General features: G+C 59.4%; 24 protein-coding genes. 16 read left to right on the top strand and 8 right to left on the bottom strand.

The window, feature by feature from the left end; genetic code table 11:
- Positions 1-129: 129 nt before the first annotated feature.
- Positions 130-927: a phosphodiesterase gene (locus KDX37_RS21525; RefSeq protein ID WP_231655042.1), complete on the top strand. Its 798-nt coding sequence runs from the start codon at positions 130-132 to the stop codon at positions 925-927.
- A 39-nt stretch (positions 928-966) separates the two neighbouring features.
- Here KDX37_RS21525 and KDX37_RS21530 read toward each other — a convergent pair whose 3' ends face one another.
- The 4 genes from KDX37_RS21530 to kaiC are packed head-to-tail and all read right to left on the bottom strand — an operon-like array spanning position 967 to position 4962.
- Entirely contained in the window at positions 967-2619 is a 1653-nt protein-coding gene (locus KDX37_RS21530) for a PAS domain-containing sensor histidine kinase (RefSeq protein WP_231655043.1), read from the bottom strand.
- A complete protein-coding gene (locus KDX37_RS21535) occupies positions 2616-2957 on the bottom strand; it encodes a circadian clock KaiB family protein (protein ID WP_231655044.1) in 342 nt (113 codons plus the stop codon). Before KDX37_RS21535 ends, KDX37_RS21530 begins: the two co-directional genes overlap by 4 nt.
- Positions 2954-3286: a circadian clock KaiB family protein gene (locus tag KDX37_RS21540; RefSeq protein ID WP_231655045.1), complete on the bottom strand. Its 333-nt coding sequence runs from the start codon at positions 3284-3286 to the stop codon at positions 2954-2956. The genes KDX37_RS21535 and KDX37_RS21540 overlap by 4 nt, the downstream gene beginning before the upstream one ends.
- Positions 3283-4962 carry a circadian clock protein KaiC gene (gene kaiC / locus KDX37_RS21545; protein ID WP_231655046.1) on the bottom strand — a complete coding sequence of 560 codons (1680 nt, stop codon included), beginning with the start codon at positions 4960-4962 and terminating at the stop codon, positions 3283-3285. The genes KDX37_RS21540 and kaiC overlap by 4 nt, the downstream gene beginning before the upstream one ends.
- A 450-nt stretch (positions 4963-5412) precedes the next feature.
- Between kaiC and KDX37_RS21550 the strand changes: the two genes are divergently transcribed.
- From KDX37_RS21550 to KDX37_RS21560, 3 genes are all read left to right on the top strand, one after another.
- Positions 5413-6234 (top strand): hypothetical protein, encoded by an 822-nt coding sequence (locus tag KDX37_RS21550; RefSeq protein ID WP_231655047.1) that lies wholly within the window; start codon positions 5413-5415, stop codon positions 6232-6234.
- Between the two features lie 116 nt (positions 6235-6350).
- On the top strand, positions 6351-7172 hold the full coding sequence (locus KDX37_RS21555) for a suppressor of fused domain protein (RefSeq protein WP_231655048.1): 822 nt from the start codon (positions 6351-6353) through the stop codon (positions 7170-7172).
- 45 nt (positions 7173-7217) lie between these two features.
- Entirely contained in the window at positions 7218-7586 is a 369-nt protein-coding gene (locus KDX37_RS21560; RefSeq protein ID WP_231655049.1) for an SMI1/KNR4 family protein, read from the top strand.
- Positions 7587-7672: 86 nt separating this feature from the next.
- On the opposite strand, the gene KDX37_RS21565 is transcribed toward KDX37_RS21560, so the two are convergent.
- Positions 7673-7915 (bottom strand): hypothetical protein, encoded by a 243-nt coding sequence (locus tag KDX37_RS21565; RefSeq protein ID WP_231655050.1) that lies wholly within the window; start codon positions 7913-7915, stop codon positions 7673-7675.
- A gap of 703 nt (positions 7916-8618) precedes the next feature.
- Between KDX37_RS21565 and KDX37_RS21570 the strand changes: the two genes are divergently transcribed.
- Together KDX37_RS21570 and KDX37_RS21575 are read left to right on the top strand one after the other, a co-directional pair.
- A complete protein-coding gene (locus KDX37_RS21570) occupies positions 8619-8858 on the top strand; it encodes a hypothetical protein (RefSeq protein WP_231655051.1) in 240 nt (79 codons plus the stop codon).
- Positions 8855-11560 carry a beta-glucosidase gene (locus tag KDX37_RS21575; RefSeq protein WP_231655052.1) on the top strand — a complete coding sequence of 902 codons (2706 nt, stop codon included), beginning with the start codon at positions 8855-8857 and terminating at the stop codon, positions 11558-11560. The genes KDX37_RS21570 and KDX37_RS21575 overlap by 4 nt, the downstream gene beginning before the upstream one ends.
- 15 nt (positions 11561-11575) lie before the next feature.
- Here KDX37_RS21575 and KDX37_RS21580 read toward each other — a convergent pair whose 3' ends face one another.
- Positions 11576-12226, bottom strand: coding sequence for a TetR/AcrR family transcriptional regulator (locus tag KDX37_RS21580; protein ID WP_231655053.1), 651 nt, complete (start codon positions 12224-12226; stop codon positions 11576-11578).
- Between the two features lie 20 nt (positions 12227-12246).
- Positions 12247-13608: an MATE family efflux transporter gene (locus KDX37_RS21585; protein ID WP_231655091.1), complete on the bottom strand. Its 1362-nt coding sequence runs from the start codon at positions 13606-13608 to the stop codon at positions 12247-12249.
- A gap of 380 nt (positions 13609-13988) precedes the next feature.
- Between KDX37_RS21585 and KDX37_RS21590 the strand changes: the two genes are divergently transcribed.
- From KDX37_RS21590 to KDX37_RS21635, 10 genes are all read left to right on the top strand, one after another.
- Positions 13989-15098 carry a BMP family ABC transporter substrate-binding protein gene (locus KDX37_RS21590; protein WP_231655054.1) on the top strand — a complete coding sequence of 370 codons (1110 nt, stop codon included), beginning with the start codon at positions 13989-13991 and terminating at the stop codon, positions 15096-15098.
- 9 nt (positions 15099-15107) lie between these two features.
- Positions 15108-16217 (top strand): ABC transporter permease, encoded by a 1110-nt coding sequence (locus KDX37_RS21595; RefSeq protein WP_231655055.1) that lies wholly within the window; start codon positions 15108-15110, stop codon positions 16215-16217.
- Positions 16210-17130: an ABC transporter permease gene (locus KDX37_RS21600; RefSeq protein ID WP_231655056.1), complete on the top strand. Its 921-nt coding sequence runs from the start codon at positions 16210-16212 to the stop codon at positions 17128-17130. Before KDX37_RS21595 ends, KDX37_RS21600 begins: the two co-directional genes overlap by 8 nt.
- Positions 17131-17154: 24 nt before the next feature.
- The gene (locus tag KDX37_RS21605) at positions 17155-18171 is read left to right on the top strand and encodes a formamidase (protein ID WP_231655057.1); all 1017 of its coding nucleotides are present in this window, start codon (positions 17155-17157) and stop codon (positions 18169-18171) included.
- A 4-nt stretch (positions 18172-18175) separates the two neighbouring features.
- Entirely contained in the window at positions 18176-18862 is a 687-nt protein-coding gene (gene biuH, locus KDX37_RS21610; protein ID WP_231655058.1) for a biuret amidohydrolase, read from the top strand.
- 2 nt (positions 18863-18864) lie between these two features.
- A complete protein-coding gene (locus tag KDX37_RS21615) occupies positions 18865-20400 on the top strand; it encodes an ABC transporter ATP-binding protein (protein WP_231655059.1) in 1536 nt (511 codons plus the stop codon).
- Positions 20397-21074, top strand: coding sequence for a cysteine hydrolase family protein (locus KDX37_RS21620; RefSeq protein ID WP_231655060.1), 678 nt, complete (start codon positions 20397-20399; stop codon positions 21072-21074). Before KDX37_RS21615 ends, KDX37_RS21620 begins: the two co-directional genes overlap by 4 nt.
- Positions 21074-21469 (top strand): oxalurate catabolism protein HpxZ, encoded by a 396-nt coding sequence (gene hpxZ / locus KDX37_RS21625; RefSeq protein WP_231655061.1) that lies wholly within the window; start codon positions 21074-21076, stop codon positions 21467-21469. The genes KDX37_RS21620 and hpxZ overlap by 1 nt, the downstream gene beginning before the upstream one ends.
- The gene (locus KDX37_RS21630) at positions 21466-22152 is read left to right on the top strand and encodes a GntR family transcriptional regulator (protein ID WP_231655062.1); all 687 of its coding nucleotides are present in this window, start codon (positions 21466-21468) and stop codon (positions 22150-22152) included. Before hpxZ ends, KDX37_RS21630 begins: the two co-directional genes overlap by 4 nt.
- Positions 22153-22277: 125 nt before the next feature.
- Entirely contained in the window at positions 22278-22898 is a 621-nt protein-coding gene (locus KDX37_RS21635) for a LysE family translocator (protein WP_231655063.1), read from the top strand.
- Between the two features lie 25 nt (positions 22899-22923).
- Here the strand turns inward: KDX37_RS21635 and KDX37_RS21640 are convergent, their stop codons facing one another.
- Positions 22924-23289, bottom strand: a complete 366-nt coding sequence (locus KDX37_RS21640; protein ID WP_231655064.1) for a hypothetical protein — start codon at positions 23287-23289, stop codon at positions 22924-22926.

Raw genomic sequence — 23289 nt, forward strand, 5'->3', positions numbered from 1 at the left:
CCCTTGAGCTTGCATGCATCGTACCTGCCGCGCGCTCGAAACTCGATGTTTCAGGGATGTTTTTCGAGGGTACTCACAGCGCGAAAATCATCTTAGACTCACCCGACAGCTCACCACGGAGGATGCGATGTGCTGATCGCTCATCTATCAGACCTGCACATCAGACCCAACGGCGTTCTGTATCAGGGGCTGGTCGATTCAAACGCCATGTGCCGCCAGGCCATCGCGCACCTGAACGCCATTCGTCCACGCCCTGATGTGGTGGTCATCACGGGGGACGTGGTGGATGAGGGGCTGCCTGCAGAATACGAGATGGCCAGTGCTCTGCTGGCGGATATCGAACAGCCGCTGTTGATGATCCCCGGCAACCATGATGACCGGACGCGGTTCAGGGCTGCGTTTGCTCAGGCTGGTCAGGAACACGGCGACGGACCGTTGCATTTCATTGCGTCGGGGCTTGGCCCGGTGCGGATCATCGGCCTGGACATCACTGTGCCTGGCGAGCACCACGGCGACATGACCGAAGCAGCGCAGACCTGGCTTGACGCAGCGCTGGCGCAAGAGCCCATGCGCCCTACGCTGATCATGCTGCACCAGCCGCCATTCCTGAGCGGGATTCCCTACATCGATCTGTATGCCTGCCACCATGCCGATCGGCTCGTTCAAGTGGTGGAACGATACCCGGCTATCGAACGGATCGTGTGTGGCCACATTCATCGTTCCATGCAATTGCGCTTTGGTGGCTCCTTGCTGTGTACCGCCCCGAGCACCACCACCGCCATCGCGCTGGCGCTGGATGAAGAGGCAACAGAGGCGTCGTATATCGAGCCACCCGCCTTGCTGCTCCATCACTGGAAGCCTGACACCGGCCTGATTACCCACTGGGTGCCCATTGGAGATTTTCCGGGGCCGATGCCTTTTGCCTGATGGAATACACGGGCTGAACATGCAGAAGCAAAAGCGTTTTCAGATGCCTGCAGCAGCGCCTGAGTGCCGACGCATAGCCTCGATGGCAGCATTCAGATCGGCAATGGTGAAGGGCTTTTGTAACAATGCCGTCTGAGCGTTCATCACTGCGCGCAGTTGGTCGGTGTTTGAGTAGCCGCTGACGAACACGATGGGCATCCGCCCGTTCACACGGTGTATCTCTCGGGCCACCTCGGCCCCGTTCATGACCGGCATGGCGTAGTCCAGGAGCACCATGTCAAACCGTTGCTGCCCAATGGCATCTATGCCTTCCGGACCATTCTGGGCTTCGACCGCTGCATGCCCCAGCGCCTCAAGCATGTCCACCAGTGTACGGCGTACTTCGACATCATCGTCAATCACCAGCACCTGCAGACCAGTCGCAAAGCCTTCACCTGTCACTTCCACGCTGTCCTCGCGTGAAACAGAGCCATGGACACAGGGGAACGTGAGGAAGATCGATGTGCCTTGCCCTAAAGCCGAGAGCAATCTCACCGCACCGTTTGACTGCTGAATGATGCTCTCGACCTGCGACAACCCCAACCCCGTTCCCTGCCCCACATCCTTGGTGGTAAAGAAGGGGTTGAACGCGTGCTGGCGAGTCTCCTCACTCATGCCTGCACCATTGTCAGATACCCGAACCTCCAGGAATCCGACTGGTGAACTGAGGTATTCGTGACGCTCGACAAACGAAGTTGCCAGCGTCAATCGCCCGGCTCCGCTCATCGCGTCCCGGCCGTTGATGGCAAGGTTCAGAATAGCCAGCTCAAGCTGGACGGGATCGGTCATGACTTTGCGGTCGTCCGGATCCAGTTGCACATCAAGCTGAACGTCCGCGCCCAGCGTAGCGTTGAGAAGGTCGGACATTCCGGTAATGACCTGGTTGACCGAACAGACCCGCAGCTCAAGTTTTTGCGAACGTGAAAACGCCAGCAACTGTGAAGTCAGTTTCGCCCCACGGTCGGCAACTCGCAGTCCGCTCTCGGCCCATCGGCCGATTTTCTCGGACGTGGGGCGGCGTATGATCAGGTCAAAACTGCCCTGAATCGCTTGTAGCAGGTTGTTGAAATCGTGCGCCAGACCGCCAGTCAACTGGCCCAGTGCTTCCATTTTTTCCGCCTGATGCAACCGTGACTCCAGTGACTTCTGCTGGGTCAGATCGGTGATCACACCGCAGTAGATCGGCTCTCCCGAGAAGTCTGCGGGCAGTTTGCTGAAAGACAGATAGCCCGGCAGCACTCGGTCGTTGGCAGAACGCAGCGTCGCCTCGATTCTCAGTGCCTCGGTCGAGTCACTGGCGAGGTAGGTTTCGAAGGTGTGCGCATCGGCGGGCATGATGTAGCGCTGGAACTGTTCGCCGAAGATCTGCTCCAGTGGATAGCCCACGATCTCGCCGAACCGCTGGTTCGCGTAGAGAACAATACCGTTTGCCGTGATGGTGACAGCGCCCTCTTGCATCTGCTCGACCAGCAGACGGTAGGGTTTGTCTGCATTGTCGAGCGTGTAGACGCTCTCGCCCTGCTCGTTCTGTATGAGCAGTGCATCGACGCTGCCGGTTCTGATGGCCTGTATGACGTCGTCTGCTTCCTGCAATTGACGCGACAGGTAATCGATAAACTGGGCGTCCGTCAGGCCAGGGGGGCGCGTATTCAAGACTGGGCCTCGGCGGCTGGATCAATGCCCAGAAACAGTTTCAGCTTGCTCAGGTCCGACAGGTCACCAATCAGCCTTCTGGTGAAGTCTGGCGCCACTTTCACGAGGGTCGGTACAGCCACGATACGGTCATCGCGCGCCTCGCGGGGGTTCTGGTAGATATCAATGATCTCCAGCAGATAAGCGCCTGGCAGATACGCTTCGCACACCGCTTTCAACTGCTGAACGGCGAGCGAAGAACGGGCTGTGTTGCCCGATATATAAAGTTTGAGGTGCGTCTGACTCACGTCGTCTGTCACCACTGGTTGCGCGGCGCTGGCCGCAACGACCTCTGTCACGCGACTGTCGCTCGCGGAAGAATGTCGAGACCTACCAGCACCTTCTCGGTGTTGGAAAGATCGCCAATGATCTTCACCAATGGCGTGGGCAGATGCCTGACCAGTGTTGGCAGCGCAAGAATCTGATCCCCCGCTGCCAATTGCGGATGCTCACGCAGGTCGATCACTTCAATGCTGTAGATACCTGCGAGATAGGTCTCGCAAATCTTTTTCAGGTTGTTCAGGGCAAGCATCGATTTGGGGGTATGACCGGCCACGTACAGGCGCAGCGAATAGTGTTCGGAGTCACCCACTTGGGTCGGGTCTACTGCTTGAGGAGTATCACTCATTCTGTCAGGCCCCTTGCACTTGCCAGCTCTTGTCGAGTAATGCTGACAGCCACATCCTGTTCTGCTTCATCGTAGGTCAGGAATTGCTCATCCAGCTGAAGACCGTCGAGCTCGGCACGCATTGACGCGATCTGTCGCTCGACTTCCAGCCTGCGTTTTTCCAGCTCCCGCTTCCTGCGCTCGACCAATTCCTTGCGAGTCTGCTCGCTGCGTCGCTCGCGGGCCTCCTGCATCAAACGCGAGGTGCCTGTCAGCACGCCATTCGGGCCAATGTAAGGCTGGATCAGCGTGATGCCCTGTTCACTCATGTGGTATTCGCGCACCTGGTTTGAATGCCCCATGCCACGCGATTTCAATACGAACAACAACCGATTGTGCTCACCATCCGCTTCGACGTTGGTCAGCGAAACCCAAGCGTCCATCAACGAGGAAATCTCGCGCTCAAGGCCCAACGAACGATCCGCAACATCTTCCAGGCTGCAAAATATCGCCGTAACGCCTCGGGACTTCAACAGGTCGATCAAGCGCAGAAGAATCGCGTGCACTTCAGAATCCGGGCCGCGAAACGCAGAGATCGGGTCTATGACCACAGCATCTGGCTGGAACAGCTCGATTTCGCGATGCATTCTCGCCAGGTGCACCTCCAGGCCATACAGGCTTGGCCGTGCCGACTCAACCTTCAGCAGGCCGGAGTCGCGGTACTTGCTGAGGTTGATGCCCACCGACTCCATGTTGCGCATCAACTGGTTTTCGGCCTCTTCAAACGAGAAAAACAGGCAGCGTTCGCCGCGTGAGCAGCATGCGTCAACGAAGCTCGCAGCAAAGGTCGTCTTGCCCGTACCCGCCAAGCCGGAAACCAGCACGCTCGAACCCTGGTAGTAGCCACCTTTGGAAAGCATGGCGTCAAGCCCGCGGATGCCAGTGGGCACGATTCGCATGGACGCCTGATGATTGAGGCCAGCCGCCGTAATAGGCAGAACACTGATGCCATGTTCGTCAATGAAAAACGGGTATTCGTTGGTGCCGTGAGACGAGCCCCGGTACTTGACCACTCGCAAACGGCGCGTGGTGATCTGTTCCACCACTCGGTTGTCGAGCAGAATCACGCAATCAGAGACGTACTCTTCGATGCCGTAGCGCGTCAGGCTTCCATCACCACGCTCGCCGGTGATGATAGTTGTCACGCCACGATCCTTCAGCCAGTAGAACAGGCGTCGCAGCTCTGAACGCAGGATGGCGGTGTCTTTGAAACTGGAGAACAACGCTTCAATGGTGTCGAGCACCACGCGCTTAGCACCGACCGTATCGATGGCGTATCCGAGTCTCACGAACAACCCTTCCAGGTCGTAGTCACCGGCCTCTTCGATCTCGCTTCGATCCACATGCACGTGATCGATCACAATCTTCTGCTCGTCGACCAGCCGTTGCAGGTCAAAACCCAGCGAACCAACGTTCTGCACCAAGTCCCCGGCACGCTCTTCAAAGCTCATGAACACGCCGGTTTCGCCATATTCCATTACACCCTTCACCAGAAACGTCATGCCAAACAGCGTCTTGCCGCAACCGGCAGACCCGCATACCAGAGACGGCCGTCCCTCAGGTAATCCCCCCAGAAGGATGTCATCCAGGCCATTTATGCCCGTTGGCGCTTTCTGCAGCTGAATTGCATGGGACATCGGCGAAGTCGGTTCTGTGGTCAAGAGCTACTACTCGTATTAACAGGTTCTGGAGAAACGGCTGATGCGCCGAAGAGTTCGCCACTCGAATGCTGGCAACGTTCAGTTTGTTCAGGTCGGTCAGACTGCCTGTGTTGCAGACTGATCATGTCAGTTATGCCCCACGCCAAGGCGCCCAGCGCGGTTGGAGTATGCACTGGAGCGTAACACACCGGCTGCATCGTCGATTTTATTAATGGTGGCACAATTTCCGGGAAGTGAGGCGTCAGTCTGACCGGTCTCTGCGATGCTGAAAGGCTTGACGCTGTAACTGTTTAAACGAGTAATCTCGTACGCCGGAAATCCCCGTCTTCTGGCGCACATCTGCACATGACCGAAAACCCTTACGCTTCATCCCCGCGTTTCCGAAAAACAGCGCCTCCTGAAAAGACCTTGCGGGAAACGGTACCCATGCTTGAAAACGAACGGGCATGGGCGGCACGTTACGCCGCAACCCACCGTTTCAGCTGGATGCCGGTGCTGTTTGCGCCACTTTGCATCAGTCCTTTTCTATTCCCTCTGCTGTATGTAACAGGGCTCGGGTCTTATCAAAAACTGTTCGACCCACGCCTGGATGTCGACCACTTGGTGGTCGAGTACGCTGACTGGGTGATGTTTTCTTCGTTGTTGCTCTTCGTGGTCTGGGCCGCACGCAATGTCTGGCGGGCCAAAAATGATCCGAACATACGCTATTGGCAGTCCATGCCGAGTGAAGGGCTGGTCGAGATTGAGCGCCACACCTTGGTTGCCGCTACCAGCCTCTGGTCTGATGATTACACCGATGACTGCATTACTCAGGATAACTGGGCCGACGGCAGCTTCAATCAAGTGCGCCTCAATGGCATGACTCAGTGGGTCGTTGCACGTACCGCTGCCGGTCACTGGTTGATGCTGAAAAAGAAATACGTGGGCGACCGCCACGTCAATCATTACAACCGTGAAAAACAGATGCGAGACGAGGAAAAACGGCTGAAACCTGCCGAAGAAATAGTCTTCGCCTTTGCCCCTGGCACCCATGTTCTTTTAGGACAGCGCGACAGCGGCGCGCCGGTGCCAGTGGTCCACACGCCATATTGGGTCACCGATGAGGAGTATCGACGCCTGCTCACAATTTCAAACCATTACGACTGCCTTCCCCCTGACCGCTACGCAGTGGTCAAAGAACAGGACGTCGAATGGCTGGAGCGACTGCTTGACAAGGCGACTGAGCTTTTGAAAGTGCCTGCGCGCTGAAAATATCAGACGAGTAAACGGGTTGTCGCCAGCGACAGCAACGGTTCTACTGTCGTCACATCGGTGAGTGAATACTGCTTACGGTCGTCGGGTCGGATTGTCCACAAGGAGTCGGCATGAGTTTTATAAAAAAGTTCTTCGGATCGTTCAAAAAACCGGAAAGCGAAACCGCTCACTCACGCGAACAGTCAGAACACGTCAGCACATCCGCTGACAACGCCCCTTCAGCAGAAGCTGAGGCGGCACGTCTGGCCAGCGCTGAATGCCTGGACCGTCACTGGGAATCTGTTGGCACCGTTGAGCGCGACGTTCTTTCGTACCTCATCAGCCCAAGCTTCACCGGAGGCCCTCACTGGCCTTCGACCCGCCAGGCCTACCGCGTGGTTCGTCGTGGCGACAGTATTATTCTCGCGACCGAGGGTCTGTCTGATCCGTTCGACGATGTCGATGCGTCGGGCAATGGGTTCGAGATGGAGCTGTTTCTGGAAACGCGCGACATCCCCGAGCATGCCAAGGGGCGTCTGGGCGAGGTGGCTCCATTCAAAGAGAGCTGGGCATTCGAGCTGATCGAGCACATCGCAAAAACCGTGGCCGACGCTGGCGGCATCACGCATCAGCTTGAACAATATGGCGTGCTCTCTCTGGACCTGCCTGGGTTCAGTCAGTCACATCACATGAGCGACCAACTGCCACAAATCTTTGTTACTGATGATGATTGCGTAGGCGTGCTGCTGGGCGGTCCTGCACCGGACTTCTCGACTCGCCTGGAAGACATGCCGCTCTCGCCGGTCATGCTGGTGCCCATCGTGCTCATTACCGCATCAGAGCTCGAATACGTCAGATCGGGCGGGCGGGCAGCGCGAGAAGACCTGGTCAGCCGGTTGCAAACGGCAGGCATCGGGCACACCAGCGACCTCGGTCGCGCCAGTGTAGCCTGAGTATCAAGACGCCAGTTCCCAATAACGGTCCTGAGGTTTTTCTCGATGATGACAGACCCTTTCCGTATCCCCACAGATGCCGAAATCAGCCACGCCCAGCGCAAGCTCAACTTCCCCTTCCCTTCGGCCTATGTCGAGTTCCTCAAGGGCGGAAGTGAAGTCGCGAATGCCAGCTTCGAACCGGCCGTAATTCTGCCCGGCTCAACCCATCTCGACCTGTTTGAAATCGCTGACAGTGCATGGAATCAATCCGGCGTACCACGGGTGTGGCTGCCTTTTATCGAAGACAACGGCGACTACTTCTGTGTGGCGCAAACGGGTGAGGTCAGGTACTGGTCGCACAATGGCCCGACACCCGAGCGATGGCCGACGTTTGCGGCGTGGTTTGAACAGGTGTGCGTGAACGGCGGTTAGTGCGCCGGCCTTGAGCCCGGCTGCTGAGGGGTTGATGCGCGCGAAGATGGCCACGGGCACAGGCAACACCTCCCGGCCGAAATCACTCACGCCAACGTTTCTCGAACCTTCTGCCATTCGTTCCAGCAGTCTTCCGCGACGATATCTGGATAACCGCGTTTTGACTCCATCTCAAAAGCGACGCTGACAGTAAGGGCGATACAGATAGCCTTATCCCGGATATCGGTGACCTCGGCCTCCGTGAGAGCAGATCCCTTGTTGCTTTCTGCAGCATGAAGAACGCAGACCAGGGCGGGAACAAACACGAGACAGAGTGGCTCGGCGGACATCAATCACCTCGTTGACATGGACCTGAAACGTTACAGGCGGCTGCATCAGCCAACTGCCCAGTGCAGTGTCATGGCAAATCGGTGCCGAGTAAACCTGCGTGACGGCAAACGCGAAGCTGTCCGTTCGGCCCGATCAAAGAGTATGGGTTTCAAGAACCGGCATCAGGCAATCAGTCTGTTCATGTGTTCTGAACACGCTCTACGACGCCACCTCAAAACCTATATAACCCGCCTTTTAAGCGCCGATAAAACAGTCTGTTCAAATACACTAAACTCGAACAATTTTTTCGAACTTGCGTATGTGAACATCAGAACACAACACCCTTTAACGCGCCCTCGGATCCGCTGGCGGTGAATCTTAACAGTATTCTAAACCTAACATCAATTAGGTTTAGTTAAATGCAATATATAGCCATATTTTTCCAATAAATTGAGATATATACGACTATTTTCCGATTTAAAAGCAATTTATCACTCAAAAACGCCCAAAAACCTCGCAGCACTCCATAAAAAATTCCTTTATGCCATCATGCTTTTCGCGCTGTTTTCGCTATTTTCAACGTCTTTTATAAATATATTTCTCAATGTTGAACTTACGCTCTTTTTGTCACACTTAAGCATCAGCCTGACTTGCCCACTGCCTGTTTGGGCGCACTCATTTCCTACACCGCTCCTGATCGAGATTCAATCGATGAACAGACCCATGCTGTCTTTTTTCTGCGCCTTATTGATGGGTGCTTACAGCGTATCGACGCTGGCAGCCGATTCCAGATCGGCCGACGCAACTCCCTATGGGCAGGAAGTCCGTACGCAGGTAGATGCAAAACGCGATCAGATTTCCGGTGCGGCTCAGATTGCAGCTCCGGCCAAAAAGGGCCCGTCCGCGATGCTTGATGCGCCTGTCGATACCGACGACGCCCCGGCCCAGGTGCAGAAGCCATGAGCACACGTACGCACGCTTCGTTCAAACACACCATGGCACTCAGCTTGCTGGCGATCAGCGTCTCGCAGGCCGGCCTTTCTCAGGCGGCAACGCCCATGACCGGCAATGATGTCGAAGCTCGCGTCGGCGCGGTGCTGGACAACATGAACACGTCGGAAAAGATCAACTTCACCCGCGTCGATGACGGCCGCATGATCCCCAGGCTCGCCAAATGGGGCATGGAGGGCGCCGTCGCCTACGATTCATCCATGGGCGTACACGTCAACGGTGCCACCTTCGGTGCTCAGTACCCGGCTCAGTCCGCTTTGGCGGCGACCTGGAGCGTCAACCGCGCCAAGGAGTTCGGGCTCGCCATCGGCTACGAAACCCGTATCTCGGGCGGACAGCAAATGCTGTCACCGGGCGTCAACCTGTACCGCACGCCTTTCGGTGGGCGCTCTGCTGAATACGTGAGCGGTGAAGACCCGTTTTTGGGCGCGGTTCTCGGTCCGGCCATCGCCAACGGTATCCAGGCCCAAGGCATTCAGGCAGCGGGCAAGCACTACCTGGCGAACGAACAGGAGGCCAACCGCCACAACCTCGACATACGCGTGGACGAACGCACGCTTCGCGAGCTGTATCTGCCGGGCTTCGAATCGCTGGTCAAGAACGCCAACGTTGCCTCGATCATGTGCGGCTACAATAAGATCAACGGCGATTACGCCTGTGAAAACCATCACCTGCTGACCGACGTCCTGAAAGGCGAATGGGGCTTTCAGGGCTTTGTGATGAGCGATTTCAACTCCGTTCAGGATGCCTTCAAGGGCGCGTGGGCGGGCACTGACATCGACATGCCTTCGGGCCTGCAATTCACCGAAGCCAAGCTGCTGCCCTATCTGTGGAGCGGACAGCTGACGCAAAACGTCATTGATGACAAGGTACGGCGCAACCTCCGTGGCCTTGTGAGCTACGGCTTCGACACCAGGATCAACAAGGCCCAGCCACTGGAGCACCCTGAGTACGGCATGCGCGCGTCGCTGAACATGGCCCGTGAATCAATCGTGCTGCTGCGTAACGAAAACGCCGCCAACGGCAAACCATTGCTGCCCCTGTCGCGGGACGCAAAAATCGCTGTGATCGGCGACATGGCCTACCAGCCGCCGACCTCGCCATTCGGTACCGCCAATTCGCCACCCAATACCTACGTGACCGAACTGAGCGGGCTTCAGCAACTGGCCTCGAAAAGCACCAACGTCGAGTTTCTGCACGAGATGAGCCTGAACCCGAGCGCCGCTGTGTGGTATCAGCCAGCGACCGGTCAGAGCAACGTGAGCAACAGTGGCGTCAAGGCTGAATACTTCAACAACACCGAGTTGTCTGGCTCACCTACCCTTACGCGCGTTGAGCCAGGGGTCAACCTGAACTGGGCCACCAGTACCAATGTCACAGATAACGGTGTCACGGCGGTGTCCGGTTTCAGCCCGACACCGGGTGCGTTCTCTGCCCGATTCACCTCCACCATCAAACCGACCATTTCCGGCGAGCAGGTGTTCAAGGTGCGTGCCGACGGCGCGTTCAAGCTCTGGGTCAATGACGAGCTGATACTGGAGAGCGACGGCACTCCAAAATCGTCCGACCTGGTCATTGCGTTGGTCGCTTCGGGTAAAACGGCACGCCTGCAGGCCGGCAAATCCTACAATGTCAAACTGGAATACCGCCGTCTGCAAGGCAACTTCATGCCGGTGCTCGGTGGCTTGACCGGCGTGCAGATGAGCTGGGCATCGTTGCGTCCGCCTGCCGATCTGGCCAAGTACGACGCTGTGGTGATTGCCGCAGGGGAAAACTTTGAAAACGAAGGTGAAGCAACGGATCACGACTTCAAGCTGCCTGAATATCAGTCGGACATGATCACTTACGCAGCCAAAGCCAACCCCAATACCGTCGTGGTCATGCACAGCGGTGGCGGCATGGACATGCAGCCCTGGGCCAACAAGGTCGCGGCCAGCCTGCACGCCTGGTATCCAGGGCAACAAGGCGGTCAGGCCATTGCCGAGATTCTCTTCGGCAAGGTCAATCCGTCAGGCAAATTGCCGATAACCCTCGACAAGAAGATCGAGGACAACCCGAGCTACCCGAGCTACTCCGATCCCAAGCAGTACCTGGGTAACAACGCGTTGACCGTGATGGACTACAGCGAAGGCCTGTACCTGGGCTACCGTGGGTACGACAAGAAGCATGCGAAGCCGCTTTACCCATTCGGGTTCGGTCTTTCGTACACCACGTTTGGCTACAGCGATCTGAAACTGTCGAGCAATGTGCTCGCGCCGGGCAGCACCATCGACGTCAAGTTCACGGTGACCAACACCGGCACCAAGGCGGGCTTTGAAGTCGCCCAGTTGTACGTTCACCCGGTGGCCGCTGCGGTTGATCGCCCGGAGAAAGAACTCAAGGGCTTCACCAAGGTGTATCTGCAACCTGGTGAAAGCAAGACTGTGAGCATTCCTGTCGACTCTCGCTCGCTGGCTTACTACGTGGACAAGACCGACAGTTGGGATGTGGACGCTGGCAAGTTCAAAATCCTGGTCGGCCCTGACTCGGAGAACCTGCCCCTTGATCGCACGCTGATCACATTGTTCCCCGAGCACCTTACGACTCGCGACAGCAACCCGTTACCTCTGCCACTGCGTAAAGCGGTGCAAGTGACTGCCGCACAGACCTACTGAGGCAAGGTTTCAAGCTCACGGACGAGCTTGAATATCGGTCCTCAAGCGGCGCACATAATTGCCAAACACGGCTTTGACGTCCACGTCCTCAGGGCTTCTCAGCCACTGAATCTGCAAACCGTCCATGACCGAGAAAATCTCCTGAGCCAGCGCTTTGACGTCGATGTCTGCCCGGATCTCCCCTACGTCTAACAGCGCCTTCAGATGCCCTTGCGCATGCCCATGGGTCAGGTGAAACCGCTCCTTGTGCCATAACCAGGCAGGATGCGCCGGCGAAAGGCTTTCGGTGTTGAGCAACATTGATGCCTGACATTCCGCCGCATTTTCCACGCTGAAGCCCATGCTCATCTCGAGAAACCTGATGAAACCATCAAGGGTCATCTCGGTGGTCAGGTCAGCGAATCTGGACGTGACCCGGCTGTCTCTGCGCTCCAGCAGCGCACTCAGCAGTGCGCCCTTGTTGGGGAAGTGATGCAACAAGCCCACGGTAGTGATACCCGCCAGAACCGCCACGTCCTTCATCGATGCGTTGGAAAAGCCATCGCGCGCGAAAACCAGCGTCGCAGCGTCCAGCAAGGCTGCTCTGCGCATTTCACCCTTGGGTGCCCGCCGACGCTTGGGCCCTGTTGCCTGGCCTGATTCATTCCCTTGTTCGTCGATCGACATAAACTCGTCCGTGCTCTGGTTCAAGGTGTCCTGCCGCTGTCCGGCCGAGCCCTGCGTTCGAAAAAGCGCCTCGCGGTCAACGCGGCGATGGAAATGGACGTCACGGCGATCAGCGCATTGCCAGCGAACATGCCCAGCGGAGCACCACTGCCGCCCAGCAGGTGCACACCCGCCATGACAAAAGGCACGGTGCCCAGCGTGGCCCTGAGCCAGGCGAAGACTGCGACCAGCCATGGCTGCTCCATCGTCACGAATACGGCGATGGACATGAAGTCCAGCCCGATCAGGACCCACAGACCGCCCCCAACTCTGCAGAAGTCGAGAAAAAGCTCGCGCCCCACGCCGTCCAGTTCGTACAGGTCAGCGATGGAGGTGGCCAACAGTATCAATAAAACCCAGATCACTGAACCGTAGACCACGATCAACCGGCGACCAAAAACGATAGCGGACCGGACCCGGTCGTCCAGCCGCGCACCGATGTTTTGCCCCAGCACCGGCGCCAGGGCCGTCGGCAAGGCAAAAAACGCGCAGTAGGCAAACTGCAACACCCGATCCAGCACCGCCATCGCTGCCAATGCCGAGGTGCCATAAACAGCAACCGAAGAAACAAAGTAGGCCAGCCCGACCGGCGTCGCCAGATTGCCCACTATCGCAGGCAGAGCCACCTTGAGTGTTCGTCGCGTCTGCAGGCGCAAGAGCCTGGGACGAAGCCGCAGCGCGAGCCCGACTCGCCTGCGCACCCCATACACACCGACAGCCAGAGACACGCACGCTGACAAGGCATACGCCAGCCCTGCCCCCCTGAGCCCCAGATCACACACAAAGATCAACAAGGGATCGGCGAGCGCCAGGGTGACCGCACCCGACAGCACCACGCTCAACGCCCTGCGGCTGTCGCCCGCCGTGCGCAGGATCTGCGCGGACATCTGCATGGCCGATTGCAGCACACAAAAAGGCAAGGTCAGCCAGATAAAGTCATGGGCCGCAACATAGATTGCCGCGTCAGCACCCAACCATTCGGTTATCTGCACCACCATCGCCAGTTGCAGGGCCGCCGTCACGCCGCACGCAATCATCACCATCAGCATCAGGTGGGTCGTCAAATGCGCGGTGACTGCGCTGGCCCGCTTACCCATGCGCTGCGAGAGCACCGTCGCGCCGGCAATGATGAAACCTGAGCCCACTGCACCGTTGAAAAAGATCAGGACTTTGGCGATACCAACTGCCGCCAGCAGCAGAGGCGTGTGGAGCATGGAGACATAGACCAGCGTCAGGATGTCCACCAGAAAAACCGCCAGAAGGCTCAATGCACTGGTACTGCTCATGACCAGCACATGGCGCACTACCGAACCTTCGGTAAACGTCGCGCGGGCATCTGCCATTTTGAATCCCCATACAACCGTGGCCGTGCCCGAATGGGTGACGAAGCGCTGGCAAGCGCGAGAGTCTAGCGTTGTCGCCAAGGCGAAACCATGAAGATCCTTCATTGATTGCCTCCGATGCGGCAATTCGCACCCCCCTCGTGCAAGACCCCATTGTCATGCGCAGCGACGGCGCGCAAAAGTCCACAGACCTGCACAAAAAATCCCGCGCAGAGCCTCTGGAACGGCTCTCTTACGTCTTCGGCACGGAATGTGCTGTCGCACAAATCATCTTGTATACATGAATGAACACTGCCGGCATCACCGATTCCAACAGCGGGTCTGCCCGCCGCGCCGTGCACACCACATCGTCCAGAAGTCATTGATCAGGGGTAGCAGCAATGTCGAATGTTGATCGTCGCAGTTTCATCAAGTTGGCGGGCATTATCGGCCTCAGCGCGGCGCTGCCGTTCAGCCGTGCCTACGCGGCTGACGCACCGCTGGTAGTCGGCTTCATCTATGTCGGCGCGCGGGATGACTTCGGCTATAACCAGGCCCATGCGCAGGCCGCCGCCATCATCAAAACGCTGCCTAACGTCAAAGTGATCGAAGAAGAGAATGTGCCGGAAACCGTGGCCGTGCAGAAAACCATGGAGGCCATGATTCGACAGGACGGCGCGACGCTGATCTTCCCGACCTCGTTCGGCTACTTCGACCCGCATGTGGTCAAGGTCGCCAAAAAATACCCTGACGTGCGTTTCGCGCATTGCGGCGGGCTGTGGCAGAAGGATCGTGATCCGGTCAACGCCGGCAGCTTTTTCGGTTACATCGACGAAGCCCAATACCTGAACGGTGTGGTCGCCGGGCACATGAGCAAGTCGAAGAAGCTGGGTTTCGTCGCAGCCAAGCCGGTGCCCCAGGTGCTGCGCAACCTGAATGCCTTTGCTCTGGGCGCGCGCTCGGTAGACCCCAGTATCGTCACTACAGTGATTTTCACCGGTGACTGGTCGCTGCCCGTCAAGGAGGCCGAAGCCGCCAACAGCCTGATCGACCAGGGCTGCGACGTGCTCACTTGCCACGTTGACGGGCCAAAGGTCATCGTCGAAACCGCTGAAAAACGTGGCGCCATGACCTGCGGCTACCATGCCAGCCAGGCGGCATTGGCGCCCAAAGGCTACCTGACCGGGGCCGAGTGGAACTGGGAAACGCCTTACCGAGCGCACGTCGCAGCCATCCAGAGCGGCGCGCCAATGATCAATTTCCTGCGCGGCGGCCTCAAGGAAGGTTTCGTCAAGACCTCCGCCTACGGCCCGGCCGTGAGCGCTGCGGCCAAACAACAGGCCGACGCGATCAAGGCGCAGATGATGGCGGGCAGTTTTGTCATTTTCAAAGGCCCGCTCAAGAACAACAAAGGCGCCGTGGTGATCGCCGACGGTGTCTCCCAGAACCAGACCGACATCGCGCTGGAAAGCATGAACTACCTCGTCGACGGTGTCTTGGGTCAGATCTGAGGAGCCCGCATGAACACCCCTTACGCGATACGCCGCCTGATCTGTGGGTTGTTGCCCGGACTGCCGACGCTGTTGGCGGTGCTGTCTTCCTGTGTGTTGTTTCTGTTGTTCCTGGCGGTACAGGGCAAGCCCGCCTGGCAGGCTTTACAGTTGGTGGGCGAAGGCGCATTCGGTTCATGGTTCGCGCTGGAAAACACCTTGCAACGTGCGGCGCCGTTGATGCTCACGGCACTGTGCGTGGCGCTGCCGGCACGGGCCGGACTGATCGTCATCGGCGGCGAAGGCGCGCTGGTGCTGGGCGGTCTGGCGGCTGCGGTGACGCCACTGTGGTTGCCGCCTGTAGCGCCTTGGCTGATGCTCGGCTGCATGGCGATAGCGGCGATGCTGGTCGGTGCGCTGTGGATCGGACTCAGCGGGCTGATGCGCCAGCGTCGGGGCGTCAATGAGACCATCAGCAGCCTGTTGCTGTCCTATATCGCCCTCGCGCTGTTCCGGCAGTTGGTGGAGGGGCCGCTGCGCGATCCGGCGAGCCTGAACAAACCCTCTACTCCACCCCTGGATGATGCCTATCTGGTGGGCACCATCAGCGACAGCCTCGAGGTGCATTGGGGCCTGGTGGCAGGCGTTGTCGCCTGCGTGCTCGCTTACGTGCTGGTTCGTCACAGCGTCAAAGGCTTTGCTCTGGCGGTGGTCGGCGGCAATGTCCGCACCGCATTGATGATCGGCCTGCCGGTGGACCGACTGATTTTGCTGAGCTGCCTGCTGGGCGGCGCTGCGGCGGGGCTGGCTGGTATGTTCGAAGTCACGGCGGTGCAAGGCAGTGCCAACGCCGCACTGATTGCAGGCTACGGCACCAGCGGAATTCTGGTCGCCTTCGCTGCACGGCACCATCCCATTGCGATCATTTTCTGCGCCATTCTGCTCGGTGGTCTGGAAGCCAGCGGCGGGCTGCTGCAACGGCGTCTGGGCTTGCCGGATGCGACCACACTGATCCTCGAAGGGCTGCTGTTCACCAACCTTTTGCTCTGGGAAGCCATGAACGGACGTCTTGCGGCGTATCGGACCAGGCTCGCGCAACCGCGTGTGAGCGCTGATACAGGAGCGCTGCAGCATGGCTGACATCGACATCGGCACCTTTCTGCTGGCCCTGTTGGCGGGCTCGATTCGGGTCGGCACCCCCTTTCTGTTCGTCAGCCTGGGCGAATGCCTGACGGAAAAAAGCGGCCGCATCAATCTGGGTCTGGAAGGCATTCTGGTCGCAGGCGCGATGTCCGGCTATGCCGTGGCATGCCTCAGTGGTTCAGCCTGGCTTGGGGTACTGTCTGCCGCAGGCGTCGGTCTGCTGCTGGGCCTGTTGCACGGTATCGCCTGCTCGCTGCCGAGGGTCAACGACATTGCCTTCGGCATTGCACTGATTCTGTTGGGCACCGGCCTGGCGTTCTTTCTCGGCAAGGCGTTCATCCAGCCGCAGGCACCGATGCTGCCGTCTCTCGCACTGGGCGCCTGGAGCAGCGAAGAACGCGTGCGTTCGGCGCTGAATATCAATGTGCTGTTTTTCATCGGCGTAGCGTTGGCGTGGGCGCTGCACTGGGGCCTGCGCAGTACGCGCTGGGGCCTGATGCTGCGTTTGGTGGGCGACCATGCCGAAACCGCGCAGGCCCTGAGCTACCGACCGATCAAGGTGCGGATCATTGCCACGGCAGTCGGCGGCGCGCTGGCCGGCATCGGCGGCGCTTACCTGTCGCTTTACTACCCCGGCAGCTGGAACGAAGGGCTGTCCAGCGGTCAGGGCCTGATGGCGGTGGCGCTGGTGATTTTCGCACGCTGGCGACCGCTGTCATGCCTGTGGGCGTCCCTGCTGTTCGGCGCCGCCGGTGCCATCGGCCCGGCGCTGCAGGCCGTGGGGATCAGCAGCGGTTATTACCTGTTTGCGGCAGCGCCTTATGCATTGACGCTGGTGGTGATGTACGCCACTTGCCGACGCGGCCGCACCTTGAACGGTGCTCCCGGCGAATTGAGCCTGACCCGTTGAACTCATTCTTGAAGGAGGCATGACATGGCCAGTGGTCTTGGTGGTTTGAACAAGTCGCCCAACGGCGTGGTGATCGGTCTGGCGCAACTGGCGCTGCCCGATCCGCATACCCGCGAAGCCTTGTGGGCGCAGACGCAAAAAGTCGTGTCGATGGTGGCAAAGGCGCGGCGCAGCAACCCCGGCATGGACCTGATTGTCTTTCCGGAATATTCGCTGCATGGTCTGTCGATGAGCACCGCGCCAGAGATCATGTGCAGCCTGGACGGTCCGGAAGTCGCCGCGTTGCGCCAGGCCTGCCGCGACCACCGCATCTGGGGCTGCTTTTCGATCATGGAAGCCAACGCACACGGCAACCCGTTCAATAGCGGCCTGATCGTCGATGACCTCGGCGAGATCCGTCTTTACTACCGCAAGCTGCACCCGTGGGTGCCTGTCGAGCCCTGGGAGCCGGGTGACCTGGGCATTCCGGTGTGCGAAGGCCCACGCGGCAGCACGCTGGCGCTGATCATCTGCCATGACGGCATGTTTCCGGAAATGGCCCGCGAGTGCGCCTACAAAGGTGCCGACATCATGTTGCGCACAGCAGGCTATACCGCGCCGATTCGGCACTCATGGAAGATCACCAACCAGAGCAACGCCTTTACCAACCTGATGCAGACCGCCAGCGTTTGCATGTGCGGCTCCGACGGCACGTTCGATTCGATGGGCGAAGCCATGTTCGTCGACTTCGACGGCACCGTGATGGCTGAGGGCGGGGGTCGCGCCGATGAAATCGTCTGCTGCGAACTGCGTCCGGACCTGGTCCGCGAAGCGCGCCTGCACTGGGGCGTGGAGAACAACCCCTATCAGTTCGGCCACCGCGGCTATGTCGCCGTCAAAGGCGGCGCGCAGGATTGCCCCTACACCTACATGCACGACCCGACGGCAGGTCAGTACCGTCTGCCGTGGGAAAACGAGGTGGTGCACACCGATGGCAGTGCCTGCGGTTTCGATGCACCCGAGCGCGTTTTCACGCCCACCCCGACCACCTGGAAGGAATGACGCCATGAGCCAACGCTACGTCGCATCGGCGCCCTACCCCTGGCCGTGGAATGGCCAGTTGCACGCGCACAACACCGCGCTGATCGTGATCGATATGCAGACCGATTTCTGCGGCGTCGGCGGCTACGTCGACAGCATGGGCTATGACCTGGCGCTGACACGGGCACCCATCGAGCCGCTGAAAGACCTGCTCGCACTGATGCGTCCGCTGGGTTTCACCATCATTCATACCCGCGAAGGCCATCGTCCGGACCTCAGCGACCTGCCCGCCAACAAACGCTGGCGCTCCCAACGCATCGGCGCAGGGATCGGTGATCCAGGCCCGTGCGGCAAGATTCTGGTGCGCGGCGAACCGGGTTGGGAAATCATTGATGAGCTGGCGCCCTTGCCGGGCGAAATCATCATCGACAAGCCAGGCAAAGGCTCGTTCTACGCCACCGATCTGGAGCTGGTGCTGCGCACGCGAGGTATCGAAAACCTGATCCTCACCGGCATTACCACCGACGTGTGCGTGCACACCACGATGCGCGACGCCAATGATCGCGGCTTTGAATGCCTGCTGCTCGAAGACTGCTGCGGTGCCACCGACCCGGCCAACCATGCCGCGGCGCTGAGCATGATCAAGATGCAGGGCGGCGTGTTCGGTGCAGTCGGACATTCCTCGATCCTCCGCGACCTGCTGGAGGCGTAACCATGCGCGCCCCGAGTCTGGAAACAATCGGTGCCAGCAAAAGCTTCGGCGCGTTCCGCGCACTGGACGAGGTCTCGTTCAAGGTGCGCGCTGGCACAGTACACGCGTTGCTGGGCGAGAACGGCGCCGGCAAAAGCACGCTGGTCAAAGGCATCATCGGTTACAGCCCGCTGCAGTCGGGCAGCATCCTGGTCGATAACCGCGAACACGCCATTCGCAACCCCCGTGACTCTCATCAGTTGCAGATCGGCATGGTGTACCAGCATTTCACGGTCGCTCCGGGCCTGAGCGTTGCAGAAAACCTGGTGCTGTCGCGCGGCGACCTGCCGTGGCGCATCAACTGGGCCGCCGAACATGAGCGCCTTGAGGCGTTCATGGCCCGCATGCCGTTTCGTCTGGATATTCGACGCCCTGTCAGCAGTCTGGCGGCGGGCGAAAAACAGAAGCTGGAAATCCTCAAGCAACTGTATCTGGAGCGGCGCCTGATCATCCTCGACGAGCCGACCTCGGTGCTGACGCCTCAGGAAGCCGACGAGGTGTTGGGGTTGATGCAGCAGATGGCGCATCGCGGCGAGCTGACCGTGCTGATGATCACCCACAAATTTCGCGAGGTGAGCACCTACGCCGACGACGTCACCGTGCTGCGCAAAGGCCGATGGGTGGCAAGCAGTACCGTGGCAGACACCACGACTCAGGAAATGGCCACATGGATGATGGGCCATGCTCAAAGCGGCACGCTCAGCAGCGAACGCCCGGTTTCAGCAGAGCATGCGCCGCATTTGCAGATTGAAGGGCTGGATGTACCGGGCGACAAAGGCACGCTGGCGGTAAAGGGCCTGAGCCTGAATGTGCGCCCTGGCGAAATCGTCGTCATTGCAGGCATTTCCGGCAACGGCCAACGCGAGTTGACCGAAGCGCTGTTGGGCCAGCGTCCATTCAGCGCCGGCAAGGTCCTGATCGACGGCCAGCCGTACCATGCACGGCGCGAACAGATGCAGCGCTTGAAGGTATTCAGCCTGCCCGAGGAGCCGTTGCGCAATGCGTGCATTGGCGGGCTGAGCGTTGCTGACAACCTGGCCTTGCGAAATTTTGACCGTCCACCGCTGTGTCGCCAGGGCTGGCGCATCGACCGTCGTGCGGTGACGGCTCAGGCACGCGTCCTGATCGAGCAGTTTCAGGTGACCCCCAATGACCCGAGTCGACCGATTGGCACGCTGTCCGGTGGCAACGTGCAACGCGCCGTTCTGGCCCGCGAACTGACCCACGACATCGCCGTGCTGATAGTCGCCAACCCGGTATTCGGACTGGACTTTGCTTCGGTGGCCTTGATCCATCAACGCCTGATCGACGCTCGCAACCGTGGCGCTGCCGTGCTCTTGCTGAGTGAAGACCTCGACGAACTGCTGACCCTTGCCGACCGCATCGCGGTGATCCACGACGGTGAGCTGGTCTTCGAAACCCCGGCCACCGCCGCCGACCGCACAGAACTGGGTCGACACATGGCTGGCGCCGAACAGTATCACCAGGAGCCTGCATGATCACTGTCAATGCCCGTCCCGACCGCTTTGCCTTCGTGCCGTCCAGCACCGCGCTGGTGATCATCGACATGCAGCGCGATTTTCTCGAACCCGGCGGGTTTGGCGCCAGCCTGGGTAACGATGTAGCGCCCCTGCAAGCGATCGTGCCCACCGTTCAGCGACTGTTGGCGCTGGCACGTGCGCAGAACATGACGGTGATCCACACCCGGGAATCCCACGGCAGCGACCTTGCCGACTGCCCGCCCGCCAAACTCGAACATGGCGTGCCCGGCCTGAGGATTGGCGACCCTGGCCCCATGGGGCGGATTCTGGTGCGCGGCGAACCGGGCAATCAGATTATCGATGCACTCGCGCCCCTCGCCAGTGAATGGGTGATCGACAAGCCGGGCAAGGGCATGTTCTTCGCCACCGGCCTGCACGCGCGATTGACCGGGGCCGGCATCACTCATCTGATCGTTGCTGGGGTGACCACGGAAGTCTGCGTGCAGACCAGCCTGCGCGAGGCCAATGATCGCGGCTATCGTTGCCTGCTGATCGAAGACGCCACCCAAAGCTACTTTCCTGCGTTCAAGCAGGCCACACTCGATATGATCATCGCCCAGGGCGGCATCGTCGGCCGCGTGGCGCCGTTGTCCGCTCTGGAACAGGCGATACACACAAGGAGTACGCGCTGATGGACATCAACCTTCCCCACGTGGTCGCGGCGGTGACCGAGGCCTTCGTCGATTACGAGCGCGCGCTGCTGGCCAACGAACTGGCGACACTGGATGCCTGGTTCTGGAACTCGGAGCACGCCGTGCGCTACGGCGTGGCGGAGAACCTGCACGGAGCAGAGGCCATCGCGCGTTATCGGCGCCATTGCCAGCCTATCGGCCCGGGTCGGCAATTGCTGCGCACCATCGTCAGTACCTTTGGCGAGGATTTTGCCACCGTCAGCACCGAGTTTCATGACGGAGTGACGCAACGGCTGGGCCGCCAGATGCAAACCTGGGCACGCCTCGACGGTGGCTGGAAAGTCGTCGCGGCGCATGTCAGCATCGACTTGAGCAGCCTGGAGCCCGCCCCTTGAATTCGCCGCATTCCACCAACGCCCTGGCCGAAGACGTTTACCGTCGGCTCAAACAGGAGATCTTCGATTTCTACCTGTTGCCGTATGACCGGTTTACCGAAACCCAATTGGCCGACCGCTATCAGGTTTCACGTACGCCCATCAGGGATGCCCTTTATCGCCTGCAGCGCGAGGGTTATCTGGACGTCGAGTTTCGGCGCGGCTGGTCAGTCAAGCCGCTGGACTTCGAGAGAATCGACCAGCTGTATGATTTACGCATTGTGCTTGAGTGTGCCGCAATAGAACGCATTTGCGCCTCTGCGCAGGTGCATCCGGAGCTGAGCGCGCTGCGCGAACACTGGCTGGTCGAACCCGGCTTGCGGCACAGCGACATGCAAGTGGTCGCCGACCTTGATGAGCAGTTCCACACGCAGTTGGTGGCAGCGTCAGGCAATCAGCAAATGACCCGCGTGCACCACGAGGTGACCGAGCGGATCCGTATCGTCAGGCGTCTGGATTTTTTCAAAAGCGCACGCATCGAACACACCTACCTCGAACACGCCGCCATCCTCAACGCCCTTCAGGCCCGCAAGCGCGACGAAGCGCTGTTGCTGCTGCGCTCTCATGTCGAGATCAGCAAACTTGAGGTGCGCAAACTGACCATCTCCATGCTGAGCGATGCACGACGTCAGCACAAAGCCTGAACCCGGGCAGCAAGCGTTGGGCTGAGATTATCCTGGCTGCTCGACTGCCAGCGATGCACCGCAAGGCGATGACACAGGCGATATTTCGACGTTAGGATTCAGACAAAATGGATCGGGATATCCTCATGAACCTTGCGACCCTGCTGCTGTTTCTTCCCGCCTGCTTTGCGCTGAACATGGCGCCGGGCCCCAACAACCTGCTCTCCATCAGCAATGCCACACGGTACGGCTACCGCGCTTCATGCCTGGCGGGCATGGGTCGCTTGCTGGCATTCGCGGGGATGATTGCGCTGGCCTCGGCAGGCCTTGCGATCGTGCTGCAGACCTCGGAGCGGGTGTTCTACGCCATCAAGATCGCAGGCGCTGCGTATCTGTTCTACCTGGCTTACCAGCTGTGGAACGCAAAGCCTGAGCCTGACGACGCGGCATACGCAGCCAAGGCCAGCCTGTTGGCACTGGCCCGACAGGAATTTCTGGTGGCTGCCGGCAACCCCAAGGCGATCCTGATCTTCACCGCTTTTCTGCCACAGTTTGTTGATCCAACGCTGGCGATTGCACCCCAGTTCGCGTTGCTTGGGCTGCTGTTTCTGATCCTCGAATGGATCGCCATCGGCCTTTACGCCTGCCTCGGCCTGCACATGCGGCGCTGGTTCACCGAGCCCGGCCGCAAACAGGTTTTCAACCGCTGCTGCGCGGGGCTGCTGTCAGCGTCTGCGTCGGTGTTGCTGATGTCGCGCCGGGCTTGAACAAGGTTGCCTGGCGTGGCGATTATTATTCCAGCAGCTCGACGTAACTGGACTCCCCGCCCCCGGTCGCGCCTGACAACCAGCCCCACACGAAGGCCAGCGTCGTGCGTCCTGCGTGATCAACGCCTACCGTGCCACGAGACCAGCCTGCGAGCATCTCGCCCTCAGTGGTCAGGCAGTGATAAAACAACTCGATGGTCTCGGGCCCGGTCACGCGCCCAACCTGTTGACCGATGCGGATCCGCCCGCCCTGATACGTGCCGGAAATCGCATCGCCTTCAACGTTGTAATGAAAGACCGTGCCTTTGCCGGAAAGCCCTTGGGCGTTGTCCGCTACCGTGAATCGGCGGTTGTCCAGAAGCTCGTTGATACGGGAATACGTGTTGTCCAT

The organism is Pseudomonas californiensis (genome assembly GCF_021147775.1).
In the GTDB taxonomy this organism is placed as follows: Bacteria; Pseudomonadota; Gammaproteobacteria; order Pseudomonadales; family Pseudomonadaceae; genus Aquipseudomonas; species Aquipseudomonas californiensis.

Bases quoted from the DNA above. Each gene is read 5' to 3' on its own strand.
- KDX37_RS21550 (WP_231655047.1), top strand. From the start codon at position 5,413: ATGCTTGAAAACGAACGGGCATGGGCGGCACGTTACGCCGCAACCCAC.
- KDX37_RS21595 (WP_231655055.1), top strand. From the start codon at position 15,108: ATGAACACCCCTTACGCGATACGCCGCCTGATCTGTGGGTTGTTGCCC.
- KDX37_RS21600 (WP_231655056.1), top strand. From the start codon at position 16,210: ATGGCTGACATCGACATCGGCACCTTTCTGCTGGCCCTGTTGGCGGGC.
- kaiC (WP_231655046.1), bottom strand. From the start codon at position 4,962: ATGTCCCATGCAATTCAGCTGCAGAAAGCGCCAACGGGCATAAATGGC.
- KDX37_RS21605 (WP_231655057.1), top strand. From the start codon at position 17,155: ATGGCCAGTGGTCTTGGTGGTTTGAACAAGTCGCCCAACGGCGTGGTG.
- KDX37_RS21565 (WP_231655050.1), bottom strand. From the start codon at position 7,915: ATGTCCGCCGAGCCACTCTGTCTCGTGTTTGTTCCCGCCCTGGTCTGC.
- KDX37_RS21540 (WP_231655045.1), bottom strand. From the start codon at position 3,286: ATGAGTGATACTCCTCAAGCAGTAGACCCGACCCAAGTGGGTGACTCC.
- KDX37_RS21640 (WP_231655064.1), bottom strand. From the start codon at position 23,289: ATGGACAACACGTATTCCCGTATCAACGAGCTTCTGGACAACCGCCGA.
- KDX37_RS21635 (WP_231655063.1), top strand. From the start codon at position 22,278: ATGAACCTTGCGACCCTGCTGCTGTTTCTTCCCGCCTGCTTTGCGCTG.
- KDX37_RS21590 (WP_231655054.1), top strand. From the start codon at position 13,989: ATGTCGAATGTTGATCGTCGCAGTTTCATCAAGTTGGCGGGCATTATC.
- KDX37_RS21575 (WP_231655052.1), top strand. From the start codon at position 8,855: ATGAGCACACGTACGCACGCTTCGTTCAAACACACCATGGCACTCAGC.
- KDX37_RS21585 (WP_231655091.1), bottom strand. From the start codon at position 13,608: ATGGCAGATGCCCGCGCGACGTTTACCGAAGGTTCGGTAGTGCGCCAT.
- KDX37_RS21570 (WP_231655051.1), top strand. From the start codon at position 8,619: ATGCTGTCTTTTTTCTGCGCCTTATTGATGGGTGCTTACAGCGTATCG.
- hpxZ (WP_231655061.1), top strand. From the start codon at position 21,074: ATGGACATCAACCTTCCCCACGTGGTCGCGGCGGTGACCGAGGCCTTC.
- KDX37_RS21560 (WP_231655049.1), top strand. From the start codon at position 7,218: ATGATGACAGACCCTTTCCGTATCCCCACAGATGCCGAAATCAGCCAC.
- KDX37_RS21615 (WP_231655059.1), top strand. From the start codon at position 18,865: ATGCGCGCCCCGAGTCTGGAAACAATCGGTGCCAGCAAAAGCTTCGGC.
- KDX37_RS21620 (WP_231655060.1), top strand. From the start codon at position 20,397: ATGATCACTGTCAATGCCCGTCCCGACCGCTTTGCCTTCGTGCCGTCC.
- biuH (WP_231655058.1), top strand. From the start codon at position 18,176: ATGAGCCAACGCTACGTCGCATCGGCGCCCTACCCCTGGCCGTGGAAT.
- KDX37_RS21580 (WP_231655053.1), bottom strand. From the start codon at position 12,226: ATGTCGATCGACGAACAAGGGAATGAATCAGGCCAGGCAACAGGGCCC.
- KDX37_RS21555 (WP_231655048.1), top strand. From the start codon at position 6,351: ATGAGTTTTATAAAAAAGTTCTTCGGATCGTTCAAAAAACCGGAAAGC.